22 protein-coding genes are annotated in these 26,467 nt (G+C 58.5%); 13 read left to right on the forward strand and 9 right to left on the reverse strand.

Translation table 11 applies throughout. From position 1 onward, the window contains the following. Nucleotides 1-107 precede the first annotated feature (107 nt). Together CCHOA_RS02315 and CCHOA_RS02320 are read left to right on the forward strand one after the other, a co-directional pair. Nucleotides 108-524 carry an HAD family hydrolase gene (locus tag CCHOA_RS02315; RefSeq protein ID WP_123926339.1) on the forward strand — a complete coding sequence of 139 codons (417 nt, stop codon included), beginning with the start codon at nt 108-110 and terminating at the stop codon, nt 522-524. A gap of 19 nt (nt 525-543) precedes the next feature. Beyond that, nucleotides 544-1,059: a DUF6912 family protein gene (locus tag CCHOA_RS02320; protein WP_123930675.1), complete on the forward strand. Its 516-nt coding sequence runs from the start codon at nt 544-546 to the stop codon at nt 1,057-1,059. 323 nt (nt 1,060-1,382) lie between these two features. Here the strand turns inward: CCHOA_RS02320 and CCHOA_RS02325 are convergent, their stop codons facing one another. The 3 genes from CCHOA_RS02325 to aroA form a co-directional block, all read right to left on the reverse strand. Continuing rightward, on the reverse strand, nt 1,383-3,329 hold the full coding sequence (locus tag CCHOA_RS02325) for a chloride channel protein (RefSeq protein WP_342769441.1): 1,947 nt from the start codon (nt 3,327-3,329) through the stop codon (nt 1,383-1,385). 247 nt (nt 3,330-3,576) lie between these two features. Further along, nucleotides 3,577-4,584, reverse strand: coding sequence for a ribosome small subunit-dependent GTPase A (gene rsgA / locus CCHOA_RS02330; protein ID WP_123926343.1), 1,008 nt, complete (start codon nt 4,582-4,584; stop codon nt 3,577-3,579). A 199-nt stretch (nt 4,585-4,783) separates the two neighbouring features. After that, nucleotides 4,784-6,184 (reverse strand): 3-phosphoshikimate 1-carboxyvinyltransferase, encoded by a 1,401-nt coding sequence (gene aroA, locus CCHOA_RS02335; protein ID WP_123926347.1) that lies wholly within the window; start codon nt 6,182-6,184, stop codon nt 4,784-4,786. Between the two features lie 167 nt (nt 6,185-6,351). Between aroA and CCHOA_RS02340 the strand changes: the two genes are divergently transcribed. Continuing rightward, a complete protein-coding gene (locus CCHOA_RS02340; protein WP_123926350.1) occupies nt 6,352-7,137 on the forward strand; it encodes an SOS response-associated peptidase in 786 nt (261 codons plus the stop codon). Between the two features lie 115 nt (nt 7,138-7,252). Here the strand turns inward: CCHOA_RS02340 and CCHOA_RS02345 are convergent, their stop codons facing one another. After that, nucleotides 7,253-7,771 (reverse strand): YbaK/EbsC family protein, encoded by a 519-nt coding sequence (locus CCHOA_RS02345; protein ID WP_123926352.1) that lies wholly within the window; start codon nt 7,769-7,771, stop codon nt 7,253-7,255. 439 nt (nt 7,772-8,210) lie between these two features. Between CCHOA_RS02345 and CCHOA_RS02350 the strand changes: the two genes are divergently transcribed. The 4 genes from CCHOA_RS02350 (at nt 8,211) to CCHOA_RS10610 (ending at nt 9,876) form a co-directional block, all read left to right on the forward strand. Next, entirely contained in the window at nt 8,211-8,819 is a 609-nt protein-coding gene (locus tag CCHOA_RS02350; RefSeq protein WP_123926355.1) for a sigma-70 family RNA polymerase sigma factor, read from the forward strand. Then, nucleotides 8,816-9,082, forward strand: coding sequence for a mycothiol system anti-sigma-R factor (gene rsrA, locus CCHOA_RS02355; RefSeq protein WP_123926358.1), 267 nt, complete (start codon nt 8,816-8,818; stop codon nt 9,080-9,082). Before CCHOA_RS02350 ends, rsrA begins: the two co-directional genes overlap by 4 nt. Nucleotides 9,083-9,390: 308 nt before the next feature. Further along, nucleotides 9,391-9,585, forward strand: a complete 195-nt coding sequence (locus CCHOA_RS02360; protein ID WP_123926361.1) for a hypothetical protein — start codon at nt 9,391-9,393, stop codon at nt 9,583-9,585. A 123-nt stretch (nt 9,586-9,708) separates the two neighbouring features. Further along, the gene (locus tag CCHOA_RS10610) at nt 9,709-9,876 is read left to right on the forward strand and encodes a hypothetical protein (protein WP_164472353.1); all 168 of its coding nucleotides are present in this window, start codon (nt 9,709-9,711) and stop codon (nt 9,874-9,876) included. On the opposite strand, the gene CCHOA_RS11175 is transcribed toward CCHOA_RS10610, so the two are convergent. The 3 genes from CCHOA_RS11175 to CCHOA_RS02370 all read right to left on the reverse strand — a co-directional run bounded on the left by CCHOA_RS11175 (nt 9,852) and on the right by CCHOA_RS02370 (nt 12,021). Further along, entirely contained in the window at nt 9,852-9,926 is a 75-nt protein-coding gene (locus CCHOA_RS11175) for a 50S ribosomal protein bL37 (RefSeq protein WP_377739391.1), read from the reverse strand. The genes CCHOA_RS10610 and CCHOA_RS11175 overlap by 25 nt on opposite strands. A 124-nt stretch (nt 9,927-10,050) precedes the next feature. Continuing rightward, complete coding sequence (locus CCHOA_RS02365) at nt 10,051-10,311, reverse strand: WhiB family transcriptional regulator (protein ID WP_123926364.1); 261 nt, start codon at nt 10,309-10,311, stop codon at nt 10,051-10,053. A gap of 729 nt (nt 10,312-11,040) precedes the next feature. Beyond that, nucleotides 11,041-12,021: a diacylglycerol/lipid kinase family protein gene (locus tag CCHOA_RS02370; protein ID WP_123926367.1), complete on the reverse strand. Its 981-nt coding sequence runs from the start codon at nt 12,019-12,021 to the stop codon at nt 11,041-11,043. 247 nt (nt 12,022-12,268) lie between these two features. Between CCHOA_RS02370 and CCHOA_RS02375 the strand changes: the two genes are divergently transcribed. Then, nucleotides 12,269-12,763, forward strand: coding sequence for a hypothetical protein (locus tag CCHOA_RS02375; RefSeq protein WP_123926370.1), 495 nt, complete (start codon nt 12,269-12,271; stop codon nt 12,761-12,763). Between the two features lie 168 nt (nt 12,764-12,931). Here the strand turns inward: CCHOA_RS02375 and CCHOA_RS02380 are convergent, their stop codons facing one another. Next, nucleotides 12,932-14,455: an Rv3212 family protein gene (locus tag CCHOA_RS02380; RefSeq protein WP_123926373.1), complete on the reverse strand. Its 1,524-nt coding sequence runs from the start codon at nt 14,453-14,455 to the stop codon at nt 12,932-12,934. After that, nucleotides 14,452-15,795 carry a DEAD/DEAH box helicase gene (locus tag CCHOA_RS02385; protein WP_123926377.1) on the reverse strand — a complete coding sequence of 448 codons (1,344 nt, stop codon included), beginning with the start codon at nt 15,793-15,795 and terminating at the stop codon, nt 14,452-14,454. The genes CCHOA_RS02380 and CCHOA_RS02385 overlap by 4 nt, the downstream gene beginning before the upstream one ends. Before the next feature lie 488 nt (nt 15,796-16,283). Here CCHOA_RS02385 and CCHOA_RS02390 point away from each other — a divergent pair, with 488 nt between their 5' ends. The 5 genes from CCHOA_RS02390 (at nt 16,284) to CCHOA_RS02410 (ending at nt 26,360) form a co-directional block, all read left to right on the forward strand. Further along, complete coding sequence (locus tag CCHOA_RS02390; RefSeq protein ID WP_123926380.1) at nt 16,284-16,514, forward strand: DUF3107 domain-containing protein; 231 nt, start codon at nt 16,284-16,286, stop codon at nt 16,512-16,514. Nucleotides 16,515-16,754: 240 nt separating this feature from the next. Further along, entirely contained in the window at nt 16,755-17,663 is a 909-nt protein-coding gene (locus tag CCHOA_RS02395; RefSeq protein WP_245992175.1) for a DUF3152 domain-containing protein, read from the forward strand. A 208-nt stretch (nt 17,664-17,871) separates the two neighbouring features. Continuing rightward, nucleotides 17,872-18,723 carry a TIGR02569 family protein gene (locus tag CCHOA_RS02400; protein WP_123926383.1) on the forward strand — a complete coding sequence of 284 codons (852 nt, stop codon included), beginning with the start codon at nt 17,872-17,874 and terminating at the stop codon, nt 18,721-18,723. Nucleotides 18,724-19,087: 364 nt separating this feature from the next. Beyond that, nucleotides 19,088-22,570, forward strand: coding sequence for a UvrD-helicase domain-containing protein (locus CCHOA_RS02405; RefSeq protein ID WP_123926386.1), 3,483 nt, complete (start codon nt 19,088-19,090; stop codon nt 22,568-22,570). Beyond that, nucleotides 22,560-26,360 (forward strand): ATP-dependent helicase, encoded by a 3,801-nt coding sequence (locus CCHOA_RS02410; RefSeq protein ID WP_164472354.1) that lies wholly within the window; start codon nt 22,560-22,562, stop codon nt 26,358-26,360. Before CCHOA_RS02405 ends, CCHOA_RS02410 begins: the two co-directional genes overlap by 11 nt. The last annotated feature ends 107 nt before the right edge of the window (nt 26,361-26,467 follow it).

The following is a 26,467-nucleotide window of genomic DNA, read 5'->3' on the forward strand; positions in this document are numbered from 1 at the left end:
CACTTCGGTGTTTGACGCTCGTCGGGAAATGTTGTCACGATGCGGCCGGTACACATTGAGTTAACTTTTGATACAAGCGGATGATGAAAAAACCCAACACACAGCAAATGAAATTACGTGGCCTGATCGTCGACTATTGCGGCGTACTCGATATGAGCGAAGAGGATGCCCGCCGCTGGCGGGAGCTGTTGAAAGCACTGCAGCAGATCGGGGTGAAGGCAGCTATTTTGTCGAATGACCCAGGCGGCCCTGGTGCGGAACATATTCGCCTGTGGCAGGAACAAGGCTATGTGGAAGCTGTCCTGTTGTCCGGGGAGATCGGCGTTGAAAAACCTGCACCGGAGGCGTTTGAGCAGGCTGCGGCAGCAATCGATGTGCCGGCCAACGACTGTGTGCTCGTCGACGATTCGATTTTGAATGTGCGGGCTGCCGTCGACACTGGTCTGGTCGGGGTGTACTACCAGCAGTTTGACCGGGCAGTCGTCGAAATCACCGGCCTGTTCGGCTATGAAGGTGACCTGTAAAGCGATGGCAGGCCAAACAATGCGGGTGTATATTCCAGCCACCTTTAGCCGGCTGGCGACCTTGCACGACACCGGAATGTTGCCGGCTGCTGGCGGCTGGGGTTTCGCGGCCACCAAGGCGCTGCATGACTTCTTCACCTCTGGGGAGGATGAAGAGATCGAAATGGTTGCTATCGATGAGGCAGCCCGGGCAGTGTTCCGCCTGTTGCAAACCGAATCGGACTATGCACCGTTGCGGCGGGTGGTGATTGCCGCCGATTTGCCCGAATCCCAGGTTGTTCCCGCCCCGGAACACGGGGAGGCGGTAGTGCAGCTTTCCCCGGCAACGGTGTCATTGGATCAGATTGCGTGCATATTTATCGATCATGAGGCAAGCGAACCGCTGGTAGAAAAAGCGATTGCTGCTATTGATGCGGCTGATCTGGGCGACGAGGATGCCGAGCTGGTGGTCGGTGACGCCCTGGAGCTGCTGATGGGCTGGTATGTGCCAGCGGAACTTGATGATCTCATCGCCACCTATGTCACCGGTGCATAGCAGTTAGCTGTCGCGGTGCAGTGTTGCCGGTGCCGGGCAGGCGGTTCAATGCTGCCGGCGGTACCGCAGCGGCTGATGCTAGCCCCCGATTTGCACAGCTGCCGGTGAAACACCGGGTGCTGCCCAACCGGTGGCGCGGTATCCTTCTTGCCGCTTGTCAGCAATCACGCTACTGGTAGTGAGATGTTCCAGGTTATGCGGTTGATTGAGGATGGTCGTTGTTGCCGGATCGTTACTGCATCGAGACGATCTGTGCCGGCCGCCAGGCACCAATACCGGGTTCCTGTCGTTTTTCTGCTGTTTTCCTTTTGGCGGGGTGTGGTTTAGCTGGATGGGGTTGTTGGGGGCTGTTGGTGTTTGGCAGCAACTTCTTCCGGTGTCGGTGGTTGCGGATGCGCATCGGGGTGGCTTCCCAAGGGGGTACCGTCGGCGGCAGTCGTCGGATCCGTATCAATATCGTGATGTGCCACATCCGGATGAATCCGACCGTCGTCGCCGGTGTGGTGTGCGGTCACCGGCTCGTCACGGTGGAGTGTGCCAGTCCACGCCGCCGAGGTAAATGCCGGTAGGTGCAGGTCTTTATCTAAAATGATCCCTAAAATTCTTACTGCGAGGGCGGCGGCGATCACGGTGATAAACATCGCCAAATAGCCTTGGGCGGGCATGTCGGTAAATTCGACGGCGGCGAGCATTCCAAACATTGGTGCGGCCATCGTCGTTGAGAGAAACGCTGCCGCCCCCATGAGGGCAAACGCGGCAACCGGCACACTGGGGAGTAGTGGATGCAGCACCGTGCCAATAATGCCGCCACAGAGTGCCCCAAGAGAGAACGCGGGGATCAAGGTGCCGCCCACAGTGCCGGCACGAAAACACGCAATAATCGCTACTGCCCTGATAACAGCGAGAAATATCAGCATCCACAGCGCCATATGGTCTTGCAGGATTTGTTCGGCTGCCCACCGCCCAGAACCGGATACGCCCGGAACAAAGTGGGCTGCAACAGCCAGCCCAAGGAACACGATCGGCATTTCCCATAAAATATTTGCCCCTAAGGGGCGTGCCGCGGCGGCTTTGCGGGCCGCTAACCCAAAGCCGTGCCCTAATAGGCCGGCGACCATCCCAACGGTGACTGCGGCGATAAGCATCGGGGAGGATTCGTTTAACGCCACCCCGGTAAAAATGGGATGCGGTTGAAGTATCAGGCCGGCTGTTGCCACCGCCGTCGCGGAAGTCAACATGGTGGTGACAATGGTGCGGGTAGACATCTCTAGGAGGAGCAGTTCAAGCGCGAATAGGGCGCCGGCCAGGGGAAGATGGAAGCTGGCAGCAAGTCCTGCCCCGGCCGCAGACGCCACTAAAATACGGCGTGCCTGGGCGTCAAGATGGAAACTGTGCGCCAACCGACTGGCAGCCAACCCACCCAGGAGTCGGGGTGCGTTTTCCCGCCCCACCGGTGCACCTGCTGCCACGGTAATGACCTGGGTGAATGCCGATAGGAGTGTTTCGATAATCGGCATCGGGGTGCCTTGCATAGCACCTGGAACTGACACTGCTGGCCGGCCGAAGCGTTTGAGGAGATACCACACCCAGGAGCCGACCAGTCCGACCAGGAATAAGGTGACAGACAGTCGCATCGGCGAGACGTGGGAGCCTAAAAATATCGACGAATAATGTGTTGCCCCATAGAGGCGCTGCTCAACTGCCAGCACTGTCCAGTTCAAGGCGGCGGTAAGGAGCCCGGTGCAAATGCCAGCTAAAATCGCGAAAAACGAGAGCCGGTTTAAGGGGGTTTCCGCGATCGGGGTGCGGATCTGTGGGCCGCTTACCGGTGAAGCACCCGACATTGCTGCAGTATTCGATGCCGCAGTGGCATTGTTGGCGCCGGTTTGGCGACGATCGGTTGAGGTCGATGCTTGCGCGGTGCCTGTGGTGGGTTGCTTGGTCGCGGCAGCAGTGGTTGCCTCTGGTTGGTTGACCGCAGTGGTGGGGGAGCCTGCCGGTGGGGTTTTTGTCCAGGTGCCGGGCATACCGGGCACCCGTTGCCAGTGGGTGTGCTGCTTGTTGGATACGGTGGCACGGCGGGCTTTGCGGGCTTTCCGCCGTGCCCGCCGGCGGGCAATTCGTTTGATAACCGGCGCCCGCTGGTCAGGGGTGGCAATCCGCTCAAGGTGATCGTCGCCGATGCGGCGTTCACCCAGCGGTTGTGCTTGCTCATCGCCGGGCCGGACATGCCCTGTCCCAATCCACCAACCCACTGTGATTCCCACCACCTTGCGTGCTGTAAGCATTTGTTACCGATACTCAGGCTACTGCACCGCCGGGGTGTGGCGCTGGGAATCGTTTCCGGATGCCGGCAACTAGCAGCCCACTTGAAAATCAGCGTGCGGCAGCAATGAATGTGGGGCAACCTAAGGGTGAACGGGGAAGTTGCGCGAACAAGGCTGCAGGGGCGAACAGACACACTAGACCTGGCCGATGATCAGCAGACAGGTGGGCAAACACCGTTCGTCGGTGGGTTCACAGCTCCCAGTCGTCGGTGTTTCGCAACACGGTCAAAATGCGTCGGATAGCTTCCACCCGCTGCTGGGAGGCGCCGGTGAGTTCATCGAAGGCACATTCCGGATCGCTGGGCGGACCGAGATGGGTGCAGCCACGTGGACAATGTTCCGCTGCTTCACGCAGATCATCAAAGACTTGCACCACTACATCGGCATCAACCCCGGCTAGCCCAAAGGATCGAATTCCGGGGGTATCAATAATCCAGCCGCCGTCGGGAAGCGGCAACGCCACCGACTGGGTGGAGGTGTGGCGACCTTTGCCCACCCCGCTGACGGCACCGACAGCCCGTTTCGCATCAGGTACCAGCCGGTTAACCAAGGTGGATTTCCCCACCCCGGAATGGCCAATACATGCCGAGGTGCGGCCGGTGATAACTGGCAGCAGCGCCGCGAGGGATTCATCCCGGCCGGCAGTGACGGCACGCACCTGCAGGGCGGAAAAATAGTCAATAAATGATTGTGGATCCGCCAGATCGGTTTTGGTAATGACCAGAACCGGCTCGAGGCCGCCGACAAACGCTGCGACCAGTGCACGTTCCACAAAGCCGGTGCGGGGCGGGGGATCGGTGATTGCACACACAATCAACAATTGTTCGGCGTTCGCGATCACAATCCGCTCATAGGCGTCATTGTCGTCGGCGGTACGCCGCAGCACTGTTGACCGGGGCTGAAGTGTCACAATGCGCGCCAATGTTCCGGGAGCACCGGAAACATCACCAACAACCCCCACCCGGTCACCAACCACAATCGATTGGCGGCGTAAATCCTGTGCCCGAACACACATCACCACATCTTCGGGGGAGGTGGCATCATCTAACACCACCCCGTAGCGGCCGCGATCTTTCGTGACCACCATCGCCTGATGGGCATCATCATAGTTAGGGCGGCGTTTCGTTCGCGGCCGGGAGCGTTTCCCGGGGCGGATACGGACATCGGATTCGTCAAATTGGTGAATATTACGACCCATAGGATTAAAGCACTACACCTGTCTTGACCTGTCTGGAAGCAATTCTTGTTACCTGGTGGGATAAGGATACGTTCAATGTGGTTTTTTTAGTTGCGCCGCGGTGGGTTTTCCTGCAGTTGTGCCGCAGTGTTGCGGAGAAGCAGTTCAGCCACTGTGGCTGCACCGGGCTTGATGCAACATTGTTGCCGGCGGCAGCTGGTTACTTGCCGGAGATCATCGCCTGCCAGATCGCTGGGAAGTCAGCAATGGTTTTTGCAGTGGTGGCAATGTTGTAGATCTCAACGCCCTCCACAACAAGCCCAATGATCGCGGCAAAGGTGGCCATGCGATGATCCGCATAGGTGTGTAACGCGGCTGCATGGAGTGGCTGTGGGGTGATTGTCAACGAATCTGCGGTGGTGGTACATGATCCACCCAGGCGGACAATCTCATTGGAGAGGGCTTGCAGGCGGTCGGTTTCATGGCCGCGCAGATGCCCAATGCCGGACAGGGTTGATGGTGTGGACGCGAGGGTACACACCGCCGCCAGGGTGGGGGTGAGCTCACCTAAGTCGGATAGATCCACCGTGATACCGGTGAGATCCGACAACTTGGCCGGTCCGCTGAGCGCCAGCGAGCCGTGGCCACAGTGTGGGTGAGTGGATTGCAGTGCGGTTGCTAGTTCGGCTTGTGCCGCGATCGGCACCGGGCTGGTTGGATCTTCGGCGGGCAGAAACACGGCTGTGCCACCCATGCGGGTAAACAGCTCAATAAAAGCCGCACCCGGCTGGGTGGTGTGCACCGGCCACTGGTTGATGGTGACTGTTCCACCGGTGACCATAGCGGCGGCAAGAAACGGTCCAGCATTGGACAGATCCGGTTCCACGATCCAATCGTGTGGGTGAATTGGTTGCGGCTCCACCCGCCAGGTGGTGCCGTCAACTGCTACTTCACAACCGGCTTCGGCCAGCATGGACACGGTCATATCGATGTGGGGCTGGCTAGGCAGGTTCGCCCCCACATGGGTGATCGTTAACCCTGCTGGGAAGCGGGGTGCCGCCAGCAGCAAACCGGACACAAATTGGCTTGATGCTGATGCGTCAACGGTCAACCGGCCACCGGCTGGGATACCGGCACTCGTGTCGACCGTAAACGGTAGCGCATTGCCGGTGACGTGCGCCCCCAAATCCCGCAGTGCGTCACACATTGTTTGCATTGGCCGCAGCCGGGCAGACTCGTCGCCGTCAAAATGCACCACATCACCAGTTAGTGCGGCGATCGGCGGCACAAAACGCATCACGGTTCCAGCTAGTCCACACTCCACCGATCCGCCGCGCAGCGGGCCGCCGGTGACCCGCCACACTGGTGGCTCACCGGCATGAGTGGCCGGCTCTTCGTCGATGGTGGCCCCCAGCGTGCGCAGCGCATCCATCATCAGCTGAGTGTCGCGGGCAGCAAGCCCACCAGTGATCGTGGAGGTGCCGTCGGCTAGTGCAGCTAACACCAAAGCCCGGTTGGTGATTGATTTACTCCCCGGCAAATGCACGCTAGCCGTAATCGGCCGGGATGCATGGGGGGCAAGAAAGCGGGAACCGGTGTCGGCTGAGGCGTGCGCAGTCATACCGACTATCTTAAGCCACGTGGCACACCTGCCTGCACCGGTGGTAGCACACTTACCTGCACCGGTGGTATTGGTCGGTGCAAGCAATACCCACCGCATCGGGTGGCAGCCGGGAGGTGTACCAATCCTGGGTGGGAGCGTTCCCCCTGCGTACACTAGAGCTCATTATGTGTGGCCGATTTGTGTTATTTACTGTTGACGAACCGCTGCTTCGCGACGCTGGTTTTCTCCTCGGCGGCGGGGATCGTGTGGAATCTTGTCCGTCACCGCGGATCAGCGCCCCGCAGGGGCTGCCGCCAGCCCGCTACAATATAGCCCCCACGCAGGCGATTGCGGCAATAGTTCCCGCGGAAACCACTGTCCAAACACTGCTCGAAGGCGCTCCACTGGTGGCCGACACTGATGCTATGGCTGCGGAATATTATTGTGTGCCTGCCCGCTGGGGGCTGCTGCCCAGCTGGAAAAAGGACACCTCCCCGCCGGTGTTATTTAACGCCCGCGGCGAGACTGTCGCATCGAAACCCTCATTTCGGGCAGCGTTCGCCCGGCGCCGCTGTCTCATCCCGATGGACGGCTACTACGAATGGCAGAAAAAACAACCCTATTTCGTGCATCTGCCAGCTGCTGCACGGCCGCAGCGGCTTTTTGCGGCCGGCCTCTATGAAACCGGACTTGACCGATTGTCGGCGACAATTGTCACCACTGCAGCCGATACGAGTATCAGCTGGTTGCATGATCGGATGCCGGTGATGCTCACCGCCGAAACTGCCGCCGCATGGATCGCAGGCGACCCGGCAACCGCCCAAACAATCATCGACAATCCACCATCGCAATTGTATGAATCCTTACGTATTCGGCCGGTGGGTACTGCCGTGGGCAATGTTCGCAATCAAGGCGCGGAGCTGCTTGCACCAGTGCCCGATCCGCGTACAGGGCATGGTGCAGCTGACTGATTATCGCCAACCACGGGCAGGTTCCGTACTACAACGCCCACCCTGGTAGGAAGCGACTGGGAGTCCACGACGGTGACGAAAAGCCCCCACACAGCAAAGGGCGGGTGGGTGGGGGTTATCCTCCATGAACTGCAATATCGGCGATGGAACCACCGCTTGCCGCGACAAGATCCTGCGGGGCAAGCGCGACATCCATGCCCCGTTTCCCGGCGGAAACACACACGGTTGCAAATGAGCACGGCAACGTATCAAACACCACCGGCAGCTGCTGTTTCCCACCAAGTGGGGACACCCCACCGGGGATATATCCGGTAATTCGGGCGGTGGCATTCGCGGGCGCGAGCGCAGCCTTCGACCAGCCAAACACTTTTGCTGCAGCTTTCAATGACACTTTGTCGGTGACCGCGACACAACACAGCCCATATCGGGGATGTGGATCAGTGGTGACTTCCACGAGCAGCAGCGTTTTCATCACCTGTTGCGGCTGAAAACCAAGCCCGGCGAGCTGTTTGGCAGCTTGGGCGCCAAAATGATCATCGCCGGCAACAAATTTGTGAGTTGAATACTCCACATGAGCTGCGGTGAGGACGCTCAGTGCTGGAGTAGCTGCTGCTGTTTTGCGGGATTTCGCCACAATCCACCGACCTTCCCCTGGGGTGCTGCTGTTTGCCCGTTTCGGGCAAAAGCACAGTGTACCCCTCTCAGCCTGAACGCATCACTTCGCCCACATCACTGAGCAGACCCCCGCAACCGAACAGTGACACCTTGAACACACCACAACTGGGGTAATGCTGTTTTCACTGCCACCCGCTCCCTTTGCCGGCCTCGCCAGAAGTCGATCGTCGCAGCATGGTCTGTGCGTGAAATTGCCTCTGTTGTGTTGCCAACAAGCGACCAAGGTAGAAGGTTTCCCACCCCGCTGGGATAAGGTGGAAGCACTACCGTGTTGCTGCTGCAACCATCGGCAATGATGAAGGGGATGCTGTGCGTCCTGTCTACCAATCGCGAGCCGGTGGCATGCTGCTGCGTACACGAAAAAACCTATGCCCGTGCCGTCAAGGAGGTGACCGAATATGCCGAAGCCGCCCACCCCGGAGCAGCAGCGCACCTTTGAAGAGCAAGCACTTCCTTTGCTAGACCAGCTCTACAGCGGTGCGTTGCGAATGACCCGGAACCCCGCTGACGCGGAAGATTTGGTTCAAGACACGTATATGAAGGCGTTTCAAGCCTTCGATTCGTTCACGCCAGGAACCAACCTGAAAGCGTGGCTTTACCGGATTATGACGAACACCTTTATATCGTCCTACCGGAAAAAGAAACGCCGCCCCACCCAAACCAGTGCCGACGAAATCACCGATTCGCAGATGTTCTCTTCGTCGTCTCATCAGGCAGTGGGGTTGGAATCCGCAGAGATTGAAGCGCTAAAAAACCTGCCCGACCAGCAGATCGCTGCCGCGTTTAACGAGCTCAGCGAAGATAATCGGATGGTGGTGTGGTATTCCGACATTCAAGGATTGCCATATAAAGAAATCGCCGAAATCATGGATACACCGATCGGAACGGTGATGTCGCGCCTGCACCGGGGAAGAAAACAGCTCCGGGAATTGTTACGAGAAGTAGCACGTGACAAAGGAATCGCGGTTGATGACGACATCAGCGGTGGAAAGGGTGAGAAGCAGTGACGAATCCCGAATGTGGATGTAACTGTCAAGAAGTCTATGAAGCACTCTACGAGTTAGTGTATGAGTCCGTCAGTGAGACTCGGCGGGTGCAGCTGGTAGCCCATATCAACGACTGTCCGGGCTGTTTGGAAAAAATTGGTCTCGAGCAGGAAGTCGCCTCCCTGCTGCGGCGCTGCTGCTGCGAACCAGCGCCGCCAACATTGCGGGAAAAAGTGTTACTTCGACTGCAGATCGCCCGCAGTGAGATTACTTGGACTCACTAAGTCCGGTTTTGCCCTGCCACCGCAGTCTGCGATTTCGCGGGGCGGGTTGGTAAACATCATTGCCCACGAGTCGATGCCCGATGGGTTGGCTCTGGAATATGGTGACGGTGATTGATAGATATCCTGTCGCAAGACCAGTAGTCCCGCTTGAGTTCACCTCGTTGCGGTGTAGCGGAAACTAGCCCGCGGGGACTGACTGAGCGGGTCTGTGGGAATCGGGTCGTGTGAGCACACGGGGCGGAATATCCCGCCAGCGACGACCAGCGTAAGCGACAAGGCTTGCTGAATAGTTACGCATACTGTTAGCGATGAAGATCGCTGTGTCGGCAAGCTGGCTGAACAACCTTGGCGACTCGGCTTATTCGAACTTGACCAACTACTCCGGTGAGCTGCTGCCGTTATTACACACCGTGAACTTCCACGATCCTGTATTCACGTGGCGGCGGGAATCGGATGAGAGCCGCGGCGAAGTGGTGCAGGCGCAGGGAAGTGTTGCGCACTGATGAGTGAAGCTGAATCCTACTGCTGCAGCAGAGTGAACTGGCTGTCCAACGGGAATCCTGCGGGCAGCTAACCCGCGTTGAGCAAGATTGGTATGCATTGTGCGGGCAGCTCCATCGAACATCATGAGCATATTGCAACCCTGGGCGGAAACTGCCCTGGCAGGAAGGGCTGCAGGCACCACGAGAACCCTGTCTAAGGTAGTTGCCCCAAGCGAAAACCCCATCAACGACCAAAAAGTCGATGATGGGGTTTCCTCAATGATCACTTATGCGTTGGGGCGACGACCGTGATTAGCTTTGCCCTTGCGACGATCCTTGCGCTTGCGTCCACGCTTGCTCATGGCGACTCCTTGCTGTGAAAATTTGGGAATACAGTTTGTATAGGAAGTCTAGCGGGGCGAAGGGCGAACAACCAATTTGTGTTGCCAGTTGAGCACCGCACCGGCTTCGTTGCCGTCGACGGTATTAGACAGTGGTGGCTGTCCGGGTGCGGTTGCGGTTCTTGCGACGCTTCAGGGCGCGACGCTCATCCTCGCTCATACCGCCCCAAACGCCAGCATCTTGGCCGGACTCTAATGCCCAAGCAAGGCATTCGCTGGTCACTGGGCAACGGTTGCAGACCTTTTTCGCCGATGCGATCTGAGCTAAAGCCGGGCCGGAGTTACCGACCGGGAAGAACAGTTCTGGGTCTTCGTCGCGGCAAACTGCCTTATGGCGCCAATCCATGAGATCTCCTTGTAATGATTTGTGTGCCTGCACTGTGCAGTGCAGCGAATTGATATTGAATATTTTTGAAAAACAGGCAAGACAGTACATGCCCCACCGTGGCGGGGCGGCCGCTGACTACATGCGAGTAACACTCGCAGCAGAAAGCGACAACCGTGATGCCAGAGATAAGCAGCAATAAACGGATTTTCCACTGATTGCCAGCTCGTTGCGGTGGTGCCAGGCGGGCACACTGTGGACGATGTGTTCATCGCTGATGCGGTGATGTTCAGCGATGTCACTACAGCGCATGCTAAAGCTAACTCACTGCGGTGGATGCGAGTCGAAAACTGACGGAAAAAACTGCCAAATGTTCAACTCAAATGATCCGTGTGCGGGCGCCACCAGTTGTTGTCTGTAGTGAAACGGGTGTTTCGTCATATTTAGACAACGTGCAACAGGGGAGCCACTGCAGTGCGTCAAACAGCTTCAGGGCAACGAGTCGTTGGTTGCTTGATAATCCCGAGTGTCAATAACAACCAGATGGTCTTAATTGACACTCTCTTGTAGGAGATCAAGGGCTTTGGGTGTGATCGCAGGCGGGTAGCGAAACTGTAATGCAGCGAAGAAATCTGCAGTTAGGGCGCTATTTTCGCGGCTTCACACCGGGCAACCAGTGATCCAACAAGTAGATATGGTGACACGATTAACCTGAAATTGCTAGACCTTTTCGCGAAAAAGTGTCAAAGGTCACAGGTTGGTGTTGGATTTTGGAGAAATTACATCAATGACGTCGTGGTAAGACTGCACATCAAGTTTCTTCGCTTCCCCGCAGGCTTCCCCATCTACCTGCCATTTCAACGGTTCACTTGCTGTGAGTACGAGGGAATCAATATCGTCAACTCGAATTTCTCGCAGATCGATGCGGAGCAACTGCCAACGGCGCCGGCCGACGCCAAGAGCGTGAGCAAGTGCTGCCGCACCACCGGGGCCATCAATGTCGCGCAGCGCATACAACGACAATCCAGCCGCAACATTGGCACCCGGGTTGAGGATCACCGGCAGCGGACCGGCATACGTCCAAGGATTGGTATTCGAGACCATGACTACCGGAAGTTGCTGGCTAGTATGAGTTTTCCCATCGCTGTGGGCGGTAAACGAAATCGTTGGTTTATGCCGCCGCATCCGTAACCAGGCACCCACCGCAACGAGCAGATAGGCACCAGGTGTGGCCTTTAACTTCTTTTTCCGCAGCAGCTCCATGCGGTCGATGACCTCAGCGTCAATCCCAAACCCGGTGTTGACACAGAACCAATGATTTTCCACCCGGCCAAGCGGCAGGCGCCGATACTGGTTTTCGGCGATGAGTTCCGCGACCATGTTGGCGGCGGCTACTGGATCGTTAGGAAACCCGAGCGCCCGGGCAAACACATTCGCCGAACCGGTAGGGATTACTGCAATCGCGGGAAGCTCCTGAGGGGCGCGGCGCTGCTGGAGGCTCTCGCCTAACAAACCATTGATGACTTCGTTGACTGTGCCATCCCCGCCCACAGCCACAATAAGATCGAAATCATCACGGCTTAGTCCGCGACAAATATCTCGGGCATGTCCGGCATAGTGAGTGTGCTGTGAGTGCAGCTCGGTGACCTGCATGAGGGGAGCGATGATCGCTCGCATCACATCGTTGGTTAACGACGTCGAATTCGGATTGGACAGCATCAGGCAACGCACCCTATCGCAGTGTAGTCGATTTCCTGGCCGTAACAACGGTTGCGCAAGTTCCGTAACACAACGGTTGCTCAAGTTCAGGTCATCGACAGCAGCGTGAGCATTTGGCTGATCTGTTTGGAATACCAACGTGCTTCTGCTTGATAGTCGTTGGGGTACGGGCGTTGCAGCGCCTTTCCTGCAGCGGCATCACCGAGATGTTGGAGGTTCGCTCCGCGTAGGCCACAGCAGGCCGGTAGAATGCGGTGTTGTGACTGCAAAACGCGCCAATGAGCATCTATCACCTGGAGAGAATTCCACAGCATCCAGCCCTTGGGTTCCAGCCCCTGTGCGGATCGCTGGTCAAATAGCTGTCGGTGAATCTCTCGTGGTGATGATTTATGCGCTGGTATTGATCGTGCGTGATGTGCTCGGCTACCGGGATCCGGCGGCCGTCTTTGCCTCCGGATACGAATCACGGGCCGCCTGGTTGGGGATTGGCACTGCTATCTGTTTGTTGATCATGTTCGGGGCTGTCGCCTGGGCTGGCTGGGCGTATTGGCACGGCAAGCGAATCGGTCGCGGTCTCGTGTTCTTTGCCAATATTTTGTTCCTGCCAGTGGCCTACTATATTGCCCAGGCAGGTGCCTGGATTCCTGCCATTATCGTCGGCCTAATCGCGGTGATCACCATCGGATTGCTTGTCCACCCCGCCGCAGTGGGATGGATGCAAGCCCAATATCCAACGCGAAACTCGCAGACTTAAAAAAATTTCGCCACTGCACAGTCCACATCGGTTCCGCGTCATTGAAAAACCGGCAGGTGGACGCATCCGTCATTCGGCAACCCACCAGTACTGACCTCATCGCAGCAACGCTGATGATTGCGCAGCGGGCAGTACTGGTTTTGCTTTCTCTGCACGCCACCGGGGCGTCTAAAACTCGGCGATGAGACCAAAGAGTTCGTTGCCGCGGCGCTCCACCAGGGTGCGGCCAACTAATCCAAGATGCACATCGCCCTGATAGTCGCCCCGGTCAATCGCGATATGGCGAATCGCCTCATTGGAATAGCCGCGCAGCATCACGAGCCCATCCCTGGTGGGATACACCACAGAGCCGTCAATATCGATCGGATTGCCGATCGCATCGTCGACGCTAAACATCAACTCCAGCGTAGATGGCAGGAAAAAATTGAGATGCTTCCCGTCATATAACGTCATCGCATGGGCGATATCGTTTGCATCCGGGGAGTACACGCCACCAGGTGCATCGGCCGTGATGCTGGCATGAGCCAGCGGTGGGATGGCGGTCGTCGCCACCTGGTCACCATCTTGGGAGTAAATAGTCACCGGGGTAGTTTCGGTATTGCCGTTAGTAACTTCGGCAACCGCCACCCGATCTTCGGCAATAGCCACCACATGGCTTGGTTGTGCAAGCGGCACTGAACTGTAAAATTCCGGTTCCCGGGAATCTTCCGGATCACGCGCTACAAGGCGCAGCCACCAGCTGCGGCCATCCCTTCCGATTCGTGCCTCACCGGTGGGTTTCGTCGTTTCCTCATCCGCGGAAAAATCGGGACTGCACGACTCCACCACAGCGAGCAGATCCCCACGGGTGAGCGCCGAATCGATCGTGCAATCAGCGGTGGGTTGCATCCCCGGTTCCTGCGGGGCGATCGGATCACCATATTCCACCGTGCGCACCATATCTGACCGCCACAATTCCACCCGCTCAGCGTCAATACTGCCGATCGCAGCATGAGAGCGGATCAGTGCAGGATCGGCGGCGGCATTATCAAACCGGGTTGCCCGGTAGCGGCCGCTGTCGCTGCGCAGCGCGGTGATTTCGCTACACCCCGCGGCAGTGCGATAACCAGCGACAACCGAGTTGAAGCCGCTGATCCCCAGCAGGCACAGATCGTGATCCCGGTGGTAGGCATACACAGTGGACCCGTCGCGGGGATCCAATGCCCGAAACCCATGCTTGTCGGCAGCCACCACCACACCGGCGTCGGCATCCACCTGCGGAACTAGTGGGAAGGTCACCCCATCGATTGGGGTAGACCACGCTTCACTGAATGTTCGTGGCACAGTGGAAAGCTGTGCCACATCAGTCAGCGGGGCGGCGGCAGGTGCAACATCGGTATGCCGAATCGGAGCATATATGGCGGCAACAACAATGGTGGTGGCCGCCAAAACACTTAGCACGCCAGCAGCAATCCAGTCGCGGCGCGAAGTGGGACGCAGCGTCGCTGGGATGGATGGGCTTCGCGGGGTGGAGGCAAATTCACCTTCTTGAGGTGCCCCATGATCGTCACCGGGGGAGCGGCTGTGATCATCGACAATTCTGTCAGCTTGCTGCGGTGAGTCTGTTGGAGTTGCAAGGGGGTCGGTGAACTGATCCGCGGGGAAAACAGTTCGCTGTGGCAGATGGTCGTCAGCATCATCAGTTACGGTCATGAGCGGCGGGAACCCCGCTTTTGACCGGCACCTTCCCGCGCCCGGGAAGACGATCGATGTTTCCCGCTCACACCAGACTTCCCGCCAGACTTTCGCGGCATACCGCCGCTGAACACTGGCACCGGTTTGCCGACCTGACTTTGCACATGCTGCGGAATCTGCAGCGCCTCATGCAGCTCCGGGGAGGTTGAAAACCATTCGGGAAGCTCGTCAATTCCCAACTGCAGCTCATCATTAATCGACTGCCACAGGCGCACCTCGTCAAGACCCACCAAAGTTACGGCTGTACCGGAGTTCCCGGCCCGGCCAGTGCGGCCAATCCGGTGCACATATGTCATTGGATCCAGTGGCACCTCAAAATTGATGACATGGGTGACATCATCAATATCGATACCGCGGGCAGCGACATCGGTCGCGATTAAAATAGAAAATTCCCCCTGATGGAATCCGCGCAGCGACTTCTCCCGCGCCGATTGATCCATATCGCCATGCACCATACCAACCCGGAAACCCAGTTCGGCAAGATCATTGGCTAAATAGCCACAGCTGCGTTTCGTTTTCACGAAAATAATCGTCCGGCCTCGCTGTTTGGCCTGCAGCACCCGGGCAACCACCGCCAGCTTGTCCAGCTTATGTGCCTGAAACACCACCTGTTTGGTGGTTGCATGAACCTGGTCTGCCCCCTGATCCTCTGCGCGAATCTGGGTAGGTTGCTGCATAAAACCGCGGGCAAGCTGAATGATTGCCGGCGGCATCGTGGCCGAAAACAGCATGGTTTGATGCTCATGGGTGAGGGCTTCCATCAGCTTTTCCACATCAGGAAGAAAGCCCAAATCCAGCATTTCGTCGGCCTCATCAAGCACCAGCACCGCGACCTGGTCAAGCCGCAGATCGAAACGCTTGTAGAGGTCGAGCAGACGGCCGGGGGTGCCGACGATCACATCGACCCCTTTGGCCAACGCTTCAGTTTGTTCCTCATAGGGGCGGCCACCGAAGAAGGTGACAATCGTCAGCGGAGTGTATTTCGCCGCCATGGTGAGGTCGTTGCCAACCTGAATCGCTAACTCGCGGGTGGGGACTACTACGAGTGCGCGTGGTGTGCCATCGAGTTCCGCCACATCGGCGTCGTCAAACACGCGATCGATGAGCGGAATCCCGAACCCGAACGTTTTGCCCATACCTGTGCGAGCCTGGCCAATAAGATCCTGGCCGGTCAGTGCAATCGGCAAGGTGAGCTGTTGGATCGCGAAGGTTTCCACGATCGACTGTTCAGCAAGGGCGTCCACAATTTCTTGGGCGACACCGAGCTCGGCAAATGTGGGCTGACTGTTGTTCGGCACATCTCTATATTAGTCACAGGCCATCGGTGGCGTGTTCGACAGTGAAACTAGTGTGCATTTAGCGGGTGACTTGGTAGCAATAGTGCACCGGACATTCAGCTCGTTGGCGGGGTTTGTGCTGGGAGGGTTGCTTTCGGATTCCTGGCTCAGCCAAGGGCGTTATAGTGGCCGAAGCTGGGCTAATCGCGGTGAGTAAGCGGTGTGCGATAGCCTGGAGTGCGACTTGCACACGACACACCGTGGGCTTGGATGGTTTGCGGTGCATCCACACAGGCAGACTGCCCAACGTTAGCCTCCGGTAGTGCTGTGTGTGCTGGAGTCGTGTCCAAGGCCGGCCACGGCCACTAGCAGTGATGACCTGTGATGGCGACTGTTGGAAGGGGGCGACAGATCCCGTGTATTGGGAGGCTGTCGCTGGTGGTGCGACCTGGACAGGCAACACGATGTGTGCCAACGCTGTTTGGGATTGTTTGAGAAAGTAGGCAGTAATGATTGATATCAAGATTGGCTTTGTTGATTCGGCTCGCGATATTACGGTGACCACCAGCGATGACCGGGAAACTGTGTTGGCTAAGGTTCGTGAAGCGCTCGAGCGCAAAGAAGGACTGTTGGAGCTTGCGCAGGAAAAAGGCCAGCTGCTGCTGGTGCAGGCGCAGTCCATCGCTTATGTTCAGATCGGTGAATCCGCCCATGGGCGGGTTGGGTTTGCTGTGAACTAGGTTTCGTCGGCTGCCCGCTTTGCTTCCGGCTTGACCGGTGTGGCCGGGCAAGCACTCTATCCGCGCAGTGTGATGGGGTGTCGCGCAGCGATGCTGTCGGCAGGAAGAAAAGGGGCGCGGTGATGATGTGCCGGTGCTTCTATGGTTGGGTTTTTCGTGCACCGGACGCTGTGCGAGGGTAGGTTTACGTCGCCGCTGGGATGATCCTTGTTGGCGACGACAGCGGTGAGAGGTGGCAGGGTGAAAGACGTTTCGAATGAGCCGTTACTGGTGCGGTTTGCCCGCAGTTATGGGTGGCGTGCCTACGCAATTCCTGTGCTGCTGGTCATCACTGTGTGGGTGGTTGTTGATGTGGCCCGCGGTGGCATGGCCGAAGACAGCCCCCCGGCGGCAACGTCCCCGAGTTCTGCTGTGCAAGTGGAAACCACCGCCGCGCAGCCGGTGGATTCTGGCAGGGGGCCAGGGCCTGATCCGGCAACCTACGAGTCTCATATTTCCCGGGAAGTTGGGGAACTCCCACCGGGTGGACCCTACACGGAGCAGGGCACTGGCCGATATCATCTTGCCGGAAAGGCGGGGCCGAAAATTGGGGTGGGTGCGACGCAGACGTTCACCTACACCGTCGAAGTGGAAGAAGGAATTGCCGCCAGTGAATATGGTGGCGATGATGCGTTTGCCGCGCTGGTGGATGCCACATTAAATGATCCGCGGGGATGGACGCACGATGAACAGTTCGCCTTCCAACACGTTGACGGCACCCAGCCGGTAACCCCTGATTTACGAATCCAATTGTCTTCGATCGCCACCACCCATGCTGCCTGTGGCCATGACATTGCCATGGAAACGTCCTGTTTTACTGCGGTAGGCAATCGGGTGATTATCAATGAGGCCCGCTGGGTGCGGGGTGCGATCACGTTCGCCGGGGATTTGGGATCCTACCGGCGCTATCTCATCAATCATGAAGTTGGGCATGGAATCGGCTACGCCAACCATGTGCCCTGTGGTGGGGAAGGGGCATTGGCGCCGGTGATGATGCAGCAAACATTGTCATTGTCGAATTCTGTGCTGCACAGCATTGATCCGAATGAGGTGTACGACGACGATGACCGGCAGTGTCGATATAATCCGTGGCCTTTCCCGAATCCGTAACCTGCCAGCATAGGGAGGCGGGCTAAATGCTGATGCCGGCAGCTTTGCTGGCGGGCGGTGAGTAGCTGTAGTGCAGCGGTGTCTGTGCTTTGTTGTGAGGGACGAAAACTCTTGGAGCTAACGCACATCGGTGCGAGTCTTCGACCACTGCCCATCGACCATGGAATGCTAGCTGTGCGCTGCCCATTGCCGGTAGAATGAGCAGATTATGTCAGTCATTGTGCCGAGTGCAGTCGCCAGCGCTTTTCGGGTGGATCCCGCCCACCAGCGTCAACTGGGCATTGCCTGGGACTATGGGGTGCAGGCAGGGCCGGTTGTGGTGCAGCCGCTGCGTGATGATTCACGTGCCCTGATTGCTGCCCAAATTCGCGCCGAATTGGAATGTGATGCGCTGCGGATCTCTACACCGATCCGTGCAACCAATGGGCTCTATCATGTGGCTGGCTGGCGGGCATCCCGATATTTGCCGGGGGATGTACTGACTAATGTTGATGCGGTAGTGCAAGCCGCAATCCTGCTGGATAGCGCCCTCGGTGAGGTAGCTGGCGCGTTACCGAAAGGCACCGGCATTGATCGGAGCCGGGCGGATGCGGTGTTTTTAGTTGCTGACCAGCTTGCTTGGCGACTGGAACAGCAGCTCGACGCCAGGTTGCACACGTTCGCCGCTGTTTCTGAACAGCTGCCTGGCGAAACTGTTGCGCTGATTGACCAGTTAGCGGCTGCGATGCAGCCGATTGATCGTCCCGCTCAAATCGTGCACGGCGATATGCTGCACACCACCGTGTTTGCGCCGCGGCAGCGGCCAGGTATCACCACCATTTATCCGCTGTTCCACCCAGCTGGCTACAGTGCAGCGGTAGCGATAGTTGATGGACTGGTGCAAGGAATCGTCGATCCGGGCATTATTGATCGGTTTTCCACGATCCCAGACCTTGACAAACTCTTGGTGCGGGCGGTCGCCTATCGGCTCTTGATTAGTCAACTGTTGTCTATCACTGATGCACGAATCCGTGGTCGACTCACTGCGGCAGCGACCATCGTGTTGCAGCAGGTGGGGTAAATAAGCAAGAGCCTGGGCGGTGGGCAGTGCTGCTCGCTGGCGGGGTGTGGTGGTAAGCCGTGGAGTTACTCATGCTTGAGGCTGGGAAGCGACGAGTATCGTGGCTGGGGTGCGGCGGGAGAAAAAGCCTGCATTCAGTGGTGGTGGCGTGGTGTTGCATGTTCGATCTTTTTGCGCGGTTGACCAGTGCTGACGCTTGAATGAGGGGGTGCTCTTCGAGAGTGTTGTGGATGGGGTTCGCTAGGCTTTCGACACGAGAAGATTCCATCACCGACGGTGCGGGATCTACCCCGCATGGTGTGGGGGGTTTGGCTGATGGATCGATATTGCGGCGCGGTCAGGTGCACAGAAGGGACAGGTTCGTATGGCGATACGAAATAGCCAGCAGGAAGCAGGGCGCGGCACAGGGTCGGTGGTTGTGCGGTTACATCCGAGCACCCGTGCCCAGGCGGAGCAGGATGCTGCCAATGATGCCGCACAACCGGCGGCATCTGGTTATGTGTGGCCAAAGCCAGTGCAGGCTTTACTTGCGGGGGATACCGGCCGGATACAACTTAATGGGGTTGCTGGCAGTGGGAAAACCACACTGTTGGAGCAGATAGTTATCGCCCGTCTTCAGCAGGGGGTGCCTGCCAGCTCGATCACAGTGATTGCCGGAAGTAAACAGCAGGCGGCGGCGATGAAGCAGCGTCTGCATGCGGCAGTGCCAGATCACTATGTTGGTGGTGATCATCTCGTCCGGTCGGTGCATTCCTTGGCGTTTGCCATTGTGCGGGCGGCAGCTGCGAAAGCTGGCCGACCGTTACCCCGGTTGATGACCGGTGCCGAACATGATGATGCGCTGCGGCAGCTGCTGCAGGGGCAGCTGGCCGAGGGCGGCCAGCTGTGGCCGGAAAATCTGCGACCAGCATTGGCAGTCACCTCCTTTGCCCGCGGTCTGCGGGATTTGCTGCTCCGTGCCGCTGAACGTGGCATGAGCGCGCCACAGCTCGCCGAGCTGGGACGTGTTCACCACCGGCCGCTGTGGGAAGCCGCTGCTGCCACCTGGGAAGAATTTCATGGGGTACTCACCCTGGCAGATAAGCACCTCATGTCTGCGGCTGAACTCACCAGTAGTGCTGTTGCTGCCTTGCGTGCAGATGCGGATCTGCTCACCGACGTGGCGGCACAAGCAGAAATATTACTGGTTGACGATGTGCACAATATTGATCCAGCAAGCGCTACACTGCTGCGTCTGCTGGCGGCACACGCCCACACGGTCGTGTTCGCGGGGGATCCGCAGCAGGCAGTGTTTCGCTTCCGCGGCGGATCCGCGGAACTTTTGCGCTCCGATCCGGCGTTCACCACAGTTCAACTCGGTGAACCGCAACGCCAGCCGGCGCATACCCAGACCGTGATCGTGCCCGATGCGATGACGCATGCCAGTGTGATCGCACACGAACTACGCACCGCCCACTATGAACAAGGGGTGCCATTTTCCGAGATGGCAGTAATTGTTCGCTCCACCGCAGAAACTGCCGCGCTACGGCGTCGTCTCGCAGCTCTAGAGATCCCGCTGCAGCAAGACGCCACCGACATTACTATCGCCCACCAGCCGCTGACGGCAGCCCTGCTGTTGGTGATGGAAAGCCTGACGAAACCGCTCACCTTCCACGCCATCGAAACACTTGCGTTAGGGCCGCTTGCCCGCGGTGATGCGGTCAGTTGGCGGCGGCTCCAACGAGCCCTGGTTGCCCCTGCTCACCTCCACCATTGCAGCCCCCGACAGCTGCTGCTGACGCTTGTTGCGGGGGACACGGTTGCAAGTGATCACAGCACTGGAGGCACCCCACCGGCGGAGGCAGCAACTCGTGGCCCTGATCTGTTTTCCGCCGCGGCACCCCAATCCGCGACCGGCACAAGTGAACTACCACTGGCGCTCTCGGCGGCGAGCATCGATGCGATCATCGAGTCGTTTACCAGCAGTGAACAGCTTATTGTGCAGCGGCTGCGGCGCATCATGCAAGCCGGACACAATGCTTACCAGCGGGGAGAAAGCGTGGAGGCGATCCTGTGGGAGATTTGGGCTGCCGCCGATGTTGCCAATTCGCTGGCGGAACATGCGCTGCGCGGCGGCAGCCGTGGCGCGCGGGCACACCAAGACCTCGATGCGGTGATGACCCTATTTGATATGGCCGGTGACTTTAGTGAGCATCGCACCGGGGCGGGGCTGCAAAGCTTCGTTGAATGGATCTCCGGGCAAGACCTGCCAATCGCCGGCCGGGTGCGCCAATCTGCCGTCGACGCTGTACATCTCGTCAATGCCCACGCCACCGTTGGCCGGCAATGGGACACGGTGATCGTGGCACAAGTCCAAGAGGGAACCTGGCCTTCCTATGGGATTACCGGCACCCTCTTTGCCCAAGAAGAACTCGTTGACCTGCTCGACTTCGGCGTACCACCGGCACAATATATTGCCCGCAGTGCGGAACGCATCAAGGAAGAACGCCGCCTCTTTCATCTCGCCTGCACCCGCGCAACCCGCAGCCTTATTGTCACCGCAATTGATGCGCCAGAGTCTGATCCAGTCTATGAAGTGAGCCGCTTTATCGATGAGGCTGACGCACGTCGCATCACCCAACAAGACTTGCCCGGGCTTCGCACAGTCAGCCCGCCCACCCTGGTGGCGGAACTTCGGCGAACCCTTTGCGACGAGACGGCCCCGGATACACTTCGGCAAGCAGCAGCCTGCCAACTGCACCGGCTTCACAAGGCTGGGGTTGCCGGCAGCGACCCAACAACATGGTGGGGGCAGGCAAGCATCGACGACCCCACCCATGCTGCAGCAGTAGTGCAAGGCCAACTTGCCCTCGCCCACGCCACCGGGATGCCATTGAACCAACTTCCCACAGGCCTGGTGCAGCAAGCCACCACCAGCATGCCCCCTGCCGCACCCGACTATCTCACCACCCGGCTTTCCCCCTCACTGGTCGAAACAGCAGTCACTAATCCGCTTGCCGCCCGACTGCGCGGTATCGAAGACGACGACGCCGACCTGTATCACTTACGGAAAGGGAATTTTGTGCACGCGGTGGCGGAAATCGCCGCCGTCCAACCACTCACCGATGATGACATCGTCACCCTCAGTGAGCTGTTCACCACTTCGGTAAACCCACCAGCCTGGCGGATAGCAGCTGAACGAGCCGACATTCAAGGCCAGTTGTATGCGCTGCGCCGGGCACTCGCATCATTGGATGCTGTCACTGCTGCTGCCGCCCCCGAGGTGCACTGTAACGTCACCCTGCACCCCCACACGGTTGCCTCCCAACTGGCAGCACTTGCCCCACCGGAAGATCTTGCTCAAGCAGCCAACTCCCCGGCGGTTGTCGCACCCCAGGCAACCGCGATCACTATCACCGGGCGAATCGACCGGCTCATCCGCACCGACGCCGATGAATACATCATCATCGACTTCAAAACCGGACAGGCGGTCACCTATGAACAAGCCAGCAGACACCTGCAGCTTGCCACCTATCAGCTGGCACTCGTCAACGGTCAAGTACAGGCCACCGACCTTGCTGGCACAGCTCAGCCACAGTGGGCTATCACCTCCGCGAAACGGGTGCAGCCCCAGCAAATCGACGTTGCCAAACTCGTGTTTCTCACCGCGGGCAAAGACAATCCCGTAGCCCGTGAGCAGGCACGACTCGACCCAGCCCAACTCGGCGCTATCAACGATACGGTGACCGTCATCGCCTACGAGCAGGCGGCAAACTATGCACTGTGCACCGATGCAGGCAATGCTGGGCATTTCGAGCAGGTGTTCACCGACCTTGCGCAGCAGCGGAGCACCACCCATGTCCAATAAGCCTGTGCCGCTGACCACCCCCGATATCGCCGCCACCCCGCAGGAGACCGCCACCATGAACCAGCCGCAGGAATCGCCGCAGCCGGTGATCACACCGGAGCAACTCGCAGCACTACTTGGCCAACAGTATCCACCCACATCCCAGCAGGCTGCGATTATCGGCGCAGACACCGGTCCGTTGCTCGTCGTAGCTGGGGCGGGGGCTGGGAAAACCGAAACCATGGCTGCCAGAGTTGTGTGGCTTGTCGCCAACGGCATTGTTCATCCCGACGAAGTCCTCGGGCTTACCTTTACGAAAAAAGCAGCACAGCAGCTCTCCCGCCGTATCCGGCAACGGCTCGCACGTCTCCAAATCGCCCCGGGGCTGCGCACCATCGACCCGGCTGGCAAGATCGCAAAAGCCTTGGCAGCCAGCGCCCCGGAAGTGTCCACCTATGATGCGTTCGCCGGAAATATTGTCGGCGAATTTGGACTCCTTGCCGCCATTGAACCTGCCCGGCGACTTATCACCGACACCGAACAGGTCATGATCGCCCGCCAGGTTGTGCAAGACTTCACCGGAGAGCTCACCCAGTCGGTGAAAGCCGCAACACTGGCCGACACCGTCCGACAGCTCGCCAACGGACTTGATAGTCATCTCATCAGCGAAGCCAAACTCACCGAAGAAACCAGGGCGCTGATCGATCTTATCGAGCAGGCGCCGCGGGCACCCCGGCAACGGGAAGCGTTAAACAAGACGCTGCAAGAGATCATCGACCGGCAGCAGCAACGCCTCGAACTGTTGCCGCTGGTGCAACGCTACCGGCAGCGCCTCGACGATTTGGATGTCACCACGTTTTCCCAACAACTTGCCCAAGCAGCTCACCTGGCGGCAACCTATCCGCGTATCGGCGAACAACTTCGCCGCCGCTACCGGGTGATTATGCTTGACGAATATCAAGACACCTCCCACGCGCAACGAGTACTGCTTCGCAGCCTATTTGGAACCGGTGACAACAGCCTTACTGTGACCGCAGTCGGTGACCCGATGCAGGCCATCTACGGCTGGCGCGGAGCAACCGCAAGCAACCTGGCGAACTTCGTCTACGATTTTCCCAGCAGCAACAGCGACGGCACCACTTGCCCCGCCCCGAAAGCAGAACTCACCGTCTCCTGGCGAAACCCAAACACAGTCTTGGACTGTGCAAACCTGGTCAGCAATGAAATTTTAGGCAGCCCAACCAACCCCGCCCGGCCAGTACAGCCGCTCACACCACGACCCGACGCCCCCGCCGGCGATGTGGATATTCGTCTGCTGGCAGACGCCGAAGGTGAAGAACAAGCCATTGTTTCCTGGGTAGCATCCCGCTACCAGCAAGCATTGGACGAAGGCCATGCCGACGAATTTTCCTGTGCCATTCTTGTCCGCACCAACAAAGCCGCCCCACCCCTTGCCACAGCCCTTGCAGCTCACAACATTCCCTGCGAAATCGCTGGCCTGGCAGGGCTGCTGTTTGTTCCCGAAGTAGCCGATGTGGTGGCGTTTGCCACCATGCTTGTAGATCCCGGCATGGACAGTGCCACACTGCGCATCCTGCTAGGGCCTGCCGTCGAAATCGCCCTAGAGGATCTCACCGCACTGCTGCAACGCGCCCGGAATCTGCAGGGTCGCAGCCGCATCCCGGGCGAAGATACCCAAGCAGGTGACAGCCTCGAGGAGCTCGCCGACCACTGGTTGTTACATGCCCCGTGGCGTGATCGTACAGGCGCTGATCAACCCCATATTCAGCAGCTTGCCCGCCAGCTTGCTGCCGCGATTACACAGGAGCCTGCCCCGCGCGCCGGGTTAGCTGATGCGCTAGCCGATTTAGGGGAACGCGACCGCTACACCAGTGGTGGGGTGCAGCGTTTAGAGCGGATGAGTGCGATGCTGCGTCAACTTCGTGCCGTAGCGAGCCGTTCCACCATTGTTGACACCCTCGGGGAAATCATTCGACTCACCGGGCTGCGAGTAGAGATTTATGCCCGCAACCATCCAGGCGCACCAGGCTCTAGCGGTGCGGCACATGTGGATCAGCTGCTAGCTGAAGCAGCCCGATATCAGGAAATTCCTGGCGCAACCTTACGCGGCTTCTTGGAATATTTACGTCTTGCTGAAGAAGCCGAAGGTGGGCTGCGCAGCGGTGAAATCACCCCCGCACCGGGTCGCGTCCAAATCATGACTGCGCACAAAGCAAAAGGGTTGGAATTTGCGCATGTTGTGGTGGCGCAAGCCGACGGGAATAACTATCCCAGTGAATACTTTTTGACTAAGGCACACAACACGTGGCAGAAAACCGTCACCGAGTTTCCACCGAGCCTGCTGGGGGAAGACAGTCCAACACACCACGATGAAGCGTTACCGCAGCTGATACTCGATCCGGACATGAACCGGAAAGAAATCGAGCAAGCCTTAGAAGAGCATCAGCTGGAAATGAAACAGCATCTGGCGGAGGAAGCAGCCCGCTTGCTGTATGTGGCGATCACTCGGGCTGAACAGGATCTGCTGGTTACCGCGTATCGGCAAACGAAACGCAATAGGCCGCTGGGGTTTTCCACCCTGGTCGATACGATCACCAGCACCTATCCCGAGTTGTTGCGCTACGAGGCGCCAGTTGCCGGAAGCGACACTGCCACCAGTTGCACGGATGATCTCCACCATGAGGCCGAATCGGTGCAGCGAACTGCCGCAGAGCTGGAGTTATTCCAACGCTGGCTTGCCGCCCCGCTGCTTGGTACACCACCTGAACCGATTGCAGGAGTCCGCGACAGCGCGGCAGCCATGGGGGTGTATCCGGCGGATCATTTGCAGCAGCGGCGCGCCGGCATGGTGCAAGGCCGCGCAATCTATGATTCCCTCGCCGCAGCATGCCCGACTGCGTCGGAAGATCCAGTCGATGCTGAGCAATCAGCTACCACTGCTGCTCGGTTGGTATCTGATCCCGGGAACGCGGTAGCAGCGCCGCATGCTGCCCCGGAGGACGAATCACTGGTTGCCGGCGACGATGCGGCAGCACAGCTAGTGAACTTGTGGCAGCAGGAGGTTACTGCGCTCATCGCAGAACAGCAACGGCAACAACAAGCCACAGTTGAGTTGGAATTTCCGTCCGATGTCACAGCCTCAGACATGGTGGCGATGGCCAGCAACCCGGACGCGTATGCCCGGCGGTTAGCGCGTCCGGTGCCGTTTCAACCGAACCGGTTTGCCAAACGAGGCACCGCATTGCATCAATGGTTGGAGGAACGCTTCGACGGGCAAGGCATGTTAGATTTCGATGATCTGCCCGGTACCGGCGAGTTTGATCCACAAGGCGAAGAACTCGCCCAGTTAAAGGCTGCGTTTCAACACAGTCCTTGGGCAAGCCGGCAGCCCGCGTTTGTGGAGGAACCTTTTGCCGTGGTGATCGGTGACACGGTGGTCCGCGGCCGGATCGATGCGGTGTTCCACACCGGTGATGATCCCACGGCTGGATGGCAAGTTGTGGATTGGAAAACTGGCCGGGTGCCAACCGGTGCCAAACGCGAACAGGTGGCAATCCAGCTGGCGGTATATCGGGTGGCGTGGGCAAAGCTGGTATCGGAAAAATACGGGGTGGATATCCCTGCAGACAGCATTGATGCCGGTTTCTACTACATCGGCGCGAATGAGTTTGTAGCGCCGAGTACACTACCGAGTGAACACACACTGGCACAGCTGGTGGCACATACTGCATCGCGTGCAGTTGCTGCTATCGCGGCTAGCGATGCCGATGCTGCTGAAACGTTGGATTAGCCGGCAGCGGTGCTGCCCCAAGTTCTCGAGCAGGACGATGCAGCAGGTTTTCACCTGTCTGCTTGACTTAAGGAGCAGTATTGGTTGCATCGTGGGCTTGCTGCCGT

Origin of the sequence: Corynebacterium choanae (genome assembly GCF_003813965.1) — a bacterium.
GTDB lineage: Bacteria > Actinomycetota > Actinomycetes > Mycobacteriales > Mycobacteriaceae > Corynebacterium > Corynebacterium choanae.